This is a genomic window from Sphingomonas sp. Sph1(2015) (genome assembly GCF_001970915.1).
In the GTDB taxonomy this organism is placed as follows: domain Bacteria; phylum Pseudomonadota; class Alphaproteobacteria; order Sphingomonadales; family Sphingomonadaceae; genus Sphingomonas; species Sphingomonas parapaucimobilis.
On the sequence record NZ_MQUI01000079.1, the window covers coordinates 1 to 8674 of the forward strand.

Genomic DNA, 8674 nt, shown 5'->3' on the forward strand with positions numbered 1-8674 from the left:
GATGCGCGCCAAGGGTAAGGCGCCAAAGACTATACTCATCGCCATTGCGCGACAACTCCTCGTCATCCTCAACGCCATGATCCGTAAACGTCAGCCGCTACAGCTCGGGTGAGCATCACAGTTGCCCCCATGTCTGATGGGATGATGGCGGCCTTCTCGTGTCACCTGTGTCGACATCCGAAGACCCATTGGGAGCGTGCCGCCCCATCGCCTTGACGATCGACACAGGCTGGTTTGATGCCGGTCAAAGGCGCGCCCGCAGGATCTGGGCACGGCATGGGCCATGTGGCCCTATCATCCCGAACTGCTCGCCCGGCCCGTGCCGCGCTACACCAGCTATCCCACTGCCGCCGAATTCTGCGACGGGGTGGGTCATGACGACATGGCCGCCGCGCTCGACGCCATCGATGCGAATGCGGACGTGTCGCTCTATCTGCACATCCCCTATTGCCGGGCGATCTGCTGGTATTGCGGGTGCAACACCGCCGCGGCGAACCGCACCGCGCGGCTCGATGCCTATATGGTCCGGCTGCATGCCGAGATCGACAGGGTCGCCGCCCGGCTGGACGGGCGCGGGCGGATCGGGCGGATCGCCTTTGGCGGCGGGAGCCCCAACGCCATCGGGCCGGACGCGTTTGCGGCGCTGGTCGCGCATCTGCGCACCGCCTTTGCCTGCCGGGATGCGCCGCTATCGCTGGAGATCGACCCGCGCGGCTTCGCGCCGGACTGGGCGAGCGTCATAGCCGAGACCGGCGTCACGCGGGTCAGCCTGGGCGTGCAGACCTTCGATCCCATGCTCCAGGCGGCGATCGGCCGGGTTCAGCCCCGTGCAGACATTATCCGCGCCGTCACGCTGTTGCGCCGCGCCGGAGTCGGATCGATCAATTTCGACCTGATGTACGGCCTGCCCGGTCAGACCGACGCAGCGCTTCAAGCGACCTTGGACGAAACGATCGCGCTTGCACCCGAGCGGCTGGCCGTCTTCGGCTATGCGCATGTCCCCCACCTGATCCCGCGCCAGCGCCGGATCGACGCGACCGCACTCCCCGACGCAGCAGCGCGCTTCGCACAGGCCGCTTGGGCGCATGAGCAACTGACGGCAGCGGGCTATCGGCCAGTCGGGTTCGATCACTTCGCCAAACCGGACGATCCCATGGCGCAGGCGGCGGCCAACGGTACGCTGCGCCGCAATTTCCAGGGCTTCACCGACGATCCCGCCGACATCCTGATCGGCCTGGGCGCCAGCGCGATCAGCGCGTTTCCCGACCGCCTGCTCCAGAATGCGAAGAATACGGGCGAATGGCACCGGGCGCTCGGTGCCAATCGGTTCGCAACCGTGCGTGGTATCCGTCGGACGCCACTCGACCAGCGGCGGGGCGCGGCGATCGCGGGGGTGCTGTGCCATGGCGTCGCCGATACGGACGGACTGCCGGAGCGGGACGCCATCCGGATCCGGCTTTCCCGTTTTGAGAAGGCCGGACTCCTCCGATGGGAAGGCCATCGCCTTCGCCTGAAGGCCGACGCCCTGCCCTATGCCCGCAGCATTGCCGCCGCCTTCGACGCCTGGCGCAGCGAGGACGACACGCGTTTCAGCCACGCCGTCTGACCTGCCGCCTGGACCGCCTGCGCCGTACGGCATGGCGCGTTGCGACGGGCAGCCGGGTCAGGCGGCGGAGCGGCGGGTTCCGCCGTCGGTCGCCCATTGCCGATCGCACAGGGCCGAGAGCACCGGCCGGTGGCTGACCAGGATCATCCCCTGCCCGGTCCGCGTCAGCCGCGCGTGCAGGCGTCGCGCGACCTGCACCGCCACCCCCGCATCCAGCCCCTCGCCGGGTTCGTCGAGCAGCAGCCAGGGCGCATCCGCCAGATAGGCGCGCGCCAGCGATAGCCGCCGCCGCTCGCCGCCCGACAGCCGTGCCCCATCCTCGCCCAGCCAGGTATCGAGTCCCTCGGGCAAGGCGCGCACCACGCCATCGAGCACGGCGTCGCGCAACGCCCGCCACATACGGTCCTCGCTCGCCTGGTCATCGGCCAGCCGAAGATTGTCGCGCACCGTGCCCGCCATCAACGCCGCGTCCTGCGGCGCCCAGGCGAAGGTCGCACGCAGGGTCGCAGGTCCGAGGGAGGCGGCATCCCGCCCCCCGATCATGATCCGGCCAAGCGCCAGCGGACGAAGGCCCAGCAACCCCTCGACCAAGCTCGTCTTGCCGCAGCCCGATGGCCCCGTCAGGGCGATCCGGCTGCCCGGCGCGAACGGAGCGCCGTCGATCATGAGGCTGGCGTCGCATGCCCGGTCTGCCGCCGGATGCTCTTCCGCCGCCGCGAACAGCGTTCCCAGTCGCACCTCCGCCTCGCGAAGCCGTCCACGCTCGGTCATCGCGCGCAGGATCGGCGCGGTCGCATCGGCCGTCATCGCCGCCGCCAGGGCCGCCAGCGCCGCGATTGGTGCGCCAGCGCCCGCCGACAGGACCAATGCCGATGCCGCCGCCAGTGCGACGCTGATCGCATGGAGCGCCTCGAACCGTGCCGCCACCGCCGCCTGCCGGACCTGCGCCTCGGCCAGCCGGTCGCTCGCCGCCGCGATCCGGGCGGTCGCCCAATCCTCCAGCGCGAAACAGCGGAGTTCGGCCGCCGCGCCGCCGAGCGTCGCCACCTCCTCGCGAAGGGCGCCCATCGCCCGCTGCACCGCGCGGCCGGGCTGTTCCAATTGGTGCGCCCAGAGGCGAGCCAGACCGAGCGCTCCCCCGATACAGGCCAGCGTCGCGACCATGGCCGGCCATCCGCCAAGCAGCGTCAGCGCCGCGCCCGCCACCAACGCCGCCACGACACCCCACGGCCCCGACAGGCGGACGAAATGCCATTCCACCGCATCGACATCGCCAATGAGCCGCGCCGTCGCCTCGCCCCGGCCGAGCGCCAGCGCGACCGAGGGCGGCGCAACCGTGAGCGCGCGATAGAGCGCAGGCCGCAGCCGGGCGAGCGCGCCAAAGGCCGCGCCATGGCTCGCCAGCCGCTCGCCATAGCGTGCGCCAGTCCGCACGATCGCCAGCAACCGTATCGCGGCGGAGGGCAGCATATAGTTGAACGCCTGCGCCGCGACGATCCCCGCTCCCCCCGCCAGCGCCGCGGCGGTCAGGAACCAGCCCGACAAGGCCAGCAACAGCACCGAGGCGATCGCGACCAGCGCGGCACAGAGTGCGGCCTGGCGCAAGCGGCGGCGTTCCCGCCAGCGTTCGGCGGCGATCAGCCTGTGGAGGGTCATGCGGTATCTCCCAGATGCACGACGCGGGTCGCGATGGCGGCCAGAGCGGGGCTGTGGGTGGCGATCAGCGTCGTGCGGCCTTGCGCGACGCGCGCGACGGTCGCGATCAGCGCGGCTTCGGCGGCGGCGTCGAGATGCGCCGTCGGCTCGTCGAGCAGCAGGAAGGGTGCGGGATTCAGCAATGCTCGGGCCAGCGCGATCCGCCGCCGCTCGCCGCCGGACAGCCCGCCGCCCCGGGCATCGAGCGGGGCATCAAGGCCACCCGGCCGAACCGCGAGCATCGGCCCCAAGCCCGCCGCCGCGACCGCGCGCTGGATCGCCAGTTCGTCCGCCGCGGGATGGGCCAGCGTCAGATTGTCGCGGATCGTACCCGCGATCAGCAGGGGATGCTGGCCCGCCCAGCTCGCCTGTCCCGCCAGCGAGACCAGGGGGACGCCACCCGCCTCGACCGTTCCCGCCGATAGCGGGGCGAGCCCCAGCAGCAGGTGCAGGACGCTGGTCTTGCCACTGCCCGAGGGGCCGAGCAGCGCCACTGTCTCCCCCGCCTCGATCCGTAGCGACAGATGCGAGACGGCCGGGGCATCGCTGCCCGGATAGTGGATCGCGACATCGCGCAGGACCAGCGGAGCCGCGACCCGGACCACGGGCACAGGCTCCGGTTCCGCCAGCGGCATCAGCGTGTCGGCGGCCGTCTCCGCCGCCTGCTTGTCGTGATAGGCCGCAGCCAGGCGGCGCATCGGGGCGTAGAATTCGGGCGCCAGCGCCAGTACGAAAAAGGCCTGGGCGAGGGTCAGCGTCTCGGGCGCGGCGAAGGGCAGCAGGCCGAGCAGCGCGAAACCGCAATAGACCGCGACCAGCGCGACCGAGAGCGCCGCGAAGAACTCCAGCGCGGCGGAAGACAGGAAGGCGACCCGCAGGACGCGCATGGTCCGCTCGGCCAGATCCTGCGCCGCCGCGCCGATCGCCTCGGTCTCGCGTGTCTCGGCCCGGAAGGCCAGCACCACCGGCAGGCCACGCACCCGGTCGGCGAAGCGGGCCGACAGGCGGTGCAGGGCGATGAATTGCCGCCGAGACTCGTCCGCCGCCGCGCCGCCCGCCAGGATCATCCCGGCGATGAACGGCACCAGGGTAGCCGCAAGAATGGCCGCCGCCACCCAGCTGGCACAGGCGGTCGCGGCGAGGACGAGCAGCGGCGCGACGGCGGCGGCCCGGCGCGCGGGCAGGAAGCGGGCGACATAGCCGTCCAGCGCCTCGACCGCATCGACGGCCTGGCTGGCGAGCAGGCCGCTGTCGATCGGGACGCCGGGCTTGCGATACAGCGTGGCGGCCACGGCGCGAAGCCGCTGCGCGCGCCTGACCGCCCCCGCCCTCACCGCGCCCCGCCGCAAGGCCAGGGTCGCGAACACCCCACGCAACGCCCCCGTGGCGAGCATCAGCACGGCCCAGGGCAGCACCGCCCCCTGCCCCGCCATCACCGTCACGCCGCCCGCGATCCCCGCCGCAAAGCCGATCGCCGCCAGCGTATCGAGCAGCAACAGGCCCGCCACGCCGTCACGCCGCGCGCCTGCATCCTTCAACCAGCGGTTGCGCGCCTTACGCGTCGGGGGAGCATGGGCGATCGTCGTCATGCCGCGACGGTCGCCCCGACCGCAGCCGCTGTCTTTGACTGCGGTCAATGTCCGCGCGGAACCGCAGGTCTAGCGAGTCGATCGGCAAGGGGCCGGGGGGCGGCTCCTTTTTTGGAGACCTGCTATGGACCCCGGCGTCGTAGACCTGTCGCGACTGCAATTCGCGGCCACCGCGCTGTATCATTTCCTGTTCGTGCCGCTGACGCTCGGCCTGTCGATGATGCTGGTCATCATGGAATCGGTCTATGTCATGACCAACCGTCCGGTGTGGCGCGTGACGACGCGCTTCTGGGGCAAGATCTTCGGCATCAACTTCGTACTGGGCGTCGCCACCGGCCTGACCATGGAATTCCAGTTCGGCACCAACTGGTCCTATTTCTCGCATTATGTCGGCGACATCTTCGGTGCGCCGCTGGCGATCGAGGGGCTGATGGCCTTTTTCCTGGAGGCGACGTTCGTCGGGCTGATGTTCTTCGGCTGGGACCGGTTGTCGAAGCTGGGCCATCTGATCGTCACCTTCATGGTCGCGCTGGGCACCAATTTGTCGGCGCTGTGGATCCTGGTCGCCAATGGCTGGATGCAGAATCCGGTCGGGGCCAGCTTCAATCCCGACACGATGCGGATGGAGGTCACCGATTTCGGCGCGGTGCTGTTCAATCCCGTAGCCCAGGCCAAGTTCGTCCATACCGTCAGTGCCGGCTATGTCTGCGCCTCGGTCGTGGTGCTGGGCGTGTCGGCCTTCTGGCTGCTCAAGGGCCGCTTCCTGCCCGTGGCGCGCCGGTCGATGACGGTGGCGGCGGCGTTCGGCCTCGCCTCCTCGCTATCGGTCGTCGTGCTGGGCGACGAGAGCGGCTATGCGCTGACCGACAACCAGAAGATGAAGCTCGCCGCGATCGAGGCGGTCTGGCACACCGAGCCCGGCCCCTCCGGCCTGACCCTGTTCGGCTATCCCGACACCGTCGCGCGCGAAACGCGGTACAAGGTCGAGATTCCGTGGCTGCTCGGCCTGATCGCGACGCGCAGCCTGGACGGCACCGTCACCGGCATGTCCGAGCTGGTCTTGAAGGCGCAGGAGCGGATCGCCTCGGGCGTGATCGCCTATGACGCGGTCCAGCGCTTGAAGGCGAACCCGCAGGACATGGCCCAGCGCGCCCGGTTCGAGGCGCACAAGCGCGACCTGGGCTATGCCCTGCTGCTCAAGCGCCAGATGGCCGATCCGCGCACCGCGACGCCGCAGCAGATCGAGGCGGCGGCGTGGGATACCGTTCCCGATGTCGGCCTGCTCTTCTGGAGCTTCCGCATCATGGCGGCGATCGGCTTTGCGATGATCGCGCTCTTCGCGACCGCCTTCGCCCTGTGCTCGTTCCGGATGCACATGGATTCGCGCTGGTTCCTCCGCCTCGCGGTGGCGGCGATCCCGCTGCCCTGGATCGCGATCGAGCTGGGCTGGCTGGTCGCCGAGCTGGGGCGGCAGCCCTGGGCGATCGAGGGTGTGCTGCCGACCTTCCTGGCGACCAGTTCGCTGTCGCAAGCTGCGCTGTGGACCACGCTGGCGGGCTTTACCGCGCTCTATGGGGTGCTGGCGGTGATCGAGGTGCGGCTGATCCTCGCCGCCATCGCGCATGGCCCTGAGGAGCGGGACGACCAGCCCGCGCCCGGTCCCATCCCCGCCGCCATTCCCGTCACCGCCTGAAGGAGGCCAGGACATGTTCGATTATGAGATGTTGCGCCTGATCTGGTGGGCGCTGCTGGGCGTGCTGCTGATCGGCTTCGCGCTGACCGACGGGTTCGACCTGGGCGTCGCCGCCCTGCTGCCCTTCGTCGCGCGCAACGATGCCGAGCGGCGGATGGTCATCAATTCGATCGGCCCGACCTGGGAGGGGAACCAGGTCTGGTTCATCCTGGGCGGCGGTGCGATCTTCGCGGCCTGGCCCTTCGTCTATGCGGTCAGCTTTTCGGGCTTCTACCTCGCGATGTTCCTCGTGCTGGCCGCGCTGATCCTGCGGCCGGTGGGGTTCAAATATCGCTCGAAGCGGCCCGATCCGGCCTGGCGCAGCCGCTGGGACTGGGCGCTGTTCGTCGGGGGACTGGTGCCCGCGCTCGTCTTCGGCGTCGCGGTCGGCAATGTGCTGCTGGGTGCGCCCTTCCGCCTCGATGGCGATCTGCGCGCCTTTTACGATGGCACTTTGCTCGGGCTGTTCACACCCTTCACGCTGGTCTGCGGGCTGTTGTCGGTGGCGATGCTGGTGCTGCACGGCGCGGCATGGCTGTCGATCAAGGTTGAGCATGGTCCCGTCCATGATCGCGCGCGCAGCTTCGGAACGGTGGCGGCGGTCGCCTCCATCCTGTTGTTCGCGACCGGCTTCGCCTTCGTCGCCTGGGGCGATATCGGCTACCGGATCGTCGGCGCGGTCGATCCGCTCGGTCCCTCCAATCCCCTGCGCATGACGGCGGAGCGGGCGGGCGGCGCATGGCTCGACAATTACGCGACCTATCCGTGGATGACGGCGCTGCCCATGCTGGGCTTTGCCGGGGCCGTGCTGGCGCTGGTCGGTATCCGCCGCGGTCGCGAGGTGCTGGCCTTTGCCGGGTCGTCGCTCGCCGCGACGGGGATCATCGCCACCGTGGGTTGCGCGATGTTCCCCTTCATCCTGCCGTCCAGCATCGACGCGCATAGCAGCCTGACGGTGTGGAACGCATCGTCCACACCCAAGACGCTGGGCATCATGCTATTCGTCACGCTCGTCTTCCTGCCGATCGTGCTTGCCTACACCGCCTGGGCTTACCGGGTGATGTTCGGGCGCGTGACGGCGGAGGCGGTGCGCACCAACCCCGACTTCTACTGAGAAAGGAACGACCCATGTGGTATTTTTCCTGGGTCCTGGGCCTCGGCCTTGCGGTCGGCTTCGGCATCCTTAACGGTATCTGGCACGAATTCCATCTGCCGCAGGACGACAACGTGTCACCGCGACACTGACAGATAGGACAATCCGTCCGACGACAGGGGATCATGGCCGCGCTATAAGGCAAGGTCATGATCCCGAACGACATCTGTGCCGATTGCGCGGTGCGCGACCGGGCCTTGTGCGGCAGCCTGGATGACCGGGAACTGACCGCCCTGAACGCCATCGGCCAGCGTCGCCGGGTCGCGCGCGGCCAGACCATCGCCTGGGCAGGCGACGAAGCGGTGATCTGCGGCAATCTGCTGACCGGCGTGCTGAAGCTGGTCGCCGCCACCGCCGACGGCCGCGAGCAGACGGTCGGCCTGCTCTACCCCGCCGATTTCTTCGGGCAGCCCTATGCGGGCGATGTGGACTTCACCCTGACCGCGCTGACCGAGGCCGAGCTGTGCGTCTTTCCCCGCGCCGCGTTCGAGCGGGTGCTGGAGAATCATCAGCGGCTGGAACGCCTGCTGCTCCAGCGGACCTTTGAATCGCTGAACGAGGCGCGCGGGCGGATGCTGGTGCTGGCGCGCAGGTCGGCCGGGGAGAAGTTGGCGGGCTTCCTGCTCGACATGGCGGCGCGCGCGGGGGCCAGCGGGTGCCGGGCCAGCCGCGACGGGCCGGTCACCTTCGACCTGCCGCTGACGCGCGGGCAGATCGCCGATGTGCTGGGCATGACGATCGAGACGGTCAGCCGCCAGCTGACCCGGATGAAGCAAAGCGGCCTGATCGGCCTGCCGGGCGGCCGCGCCATCACGATCAGCAACCGCGAGGCGCTGGCGGCGCGCGCCGAAGCGGCCTAAAGTTGAAAACGATCAACTCTGCTCACCCCTCCCCTTCAG

At 69.7% G+C, this 8674-nt stretch carries 7 protein-coding genes; 5 read left to right on the forward strand and 2 right to left on the reverse strand.

Annotated elements, in window-relative coordinates; all coding sequences use genetic code 11:
* Positions 1-283: 283 nt before the first annotated feature.
* A complete protein-coding gene (gene hemN, locus BSZ14_RS18150) occupies positions 284-1606 on the forward strand; it encodes an oxygen-independent coproporphyrinogen III oxidase (RefSeq protein ID WP_076711982.1) in 1323 nt (440 codons plus the stop codon).
* Positions 1607-1663: 57 nt separating this feature from the next.
* On the opposite strand, the gene BSZ14_RS18155 is transcribed toward hemN, so the two are convergent.
* Entirely contained in the window at positions 1664-3262 is a 1599-nt protein-coding gene (locus tag BSZ14_RS18155; protein WP_076711983.1) for an amino acid ABC transporter ATP-binding/permease protein, read from the reverse strand.
* Positions 3259-4890, reverse strand: coding sequence for a thiol reductant ABC exporter subunit CydD (gene cydD / locus BSZ14_RS18160; RefSeq protein WP_076711986.1), 1632 nt, complete (start codon positions 4888-4890; stop codon positions 3259-3261). Before cydD ends, BSZ14_RS18155 begins: the two co-directional genes overlap by 4 nt.
* Before the next feature lie 124 nt (positions 4891-5014).
* Between cydD and BSZ14_RS18165 the strand changes: the two genes are divergently transcribed.
* Genes BSZ14_RS18165 through BSZ14_RS18180 form a run of 4 tightly spaced genes read left to right on the forward strand, consistent with a single transcriptional unit; the run spans position 5015 to position 8635 of the window.
* Complete coding sequence (locus BSZ14_RS18165; RefSeq protein WP_076711984.1) at positions 5015-6583, forward strand: cytochrome ubiquinol oxidase subunit I; 1569 nt, start codon at positions 5015-5017, stop codon at positions 6581-6583.
* Between the two features lie 13 nt (positions 6584-6596).
* Complete coding sequence (gene cydB / locus BSZ14_RS18170; RefSeq protein ID WP_076711985.1) at positions 6597-7736, forward strand: cytochrome d ubiquinol oxidase subunit II; 1140 nt, start codon at positions 6597-6599, stop codon at positions 7734-7736.
* A 14-nt stretch (positions 7737-7750) separates the two neighbouring features.
* Complete coding sequence (gene cydX, locus BSZ14_RS18175) at positions 7751-7867, forward strand: cytochrome bd-I oxidase subunit CydX (RefSeq protein ID WP_042488453.1); 117 nt, start codon at positions 7751-7753, stop codon at positions 7865-7867.
* Positions 7868-7924: 57 nt separating this feature from the next.
* Positions 7925-8635 carry a Crp/Fnr family transcriptional regulator gene (locus BSZ14_RS18180; protein ID WP_042488449.1) on the forward strand — a complete coding sequence of 237 codons (711 nt, stop codon included), beginning with the start codon at positions 7925-7927 and terminating at the stop codon, positions 8633-8635.
* The last annotated feature ends 39 nt before the right edge of the window (positions 8636-8674 follow it).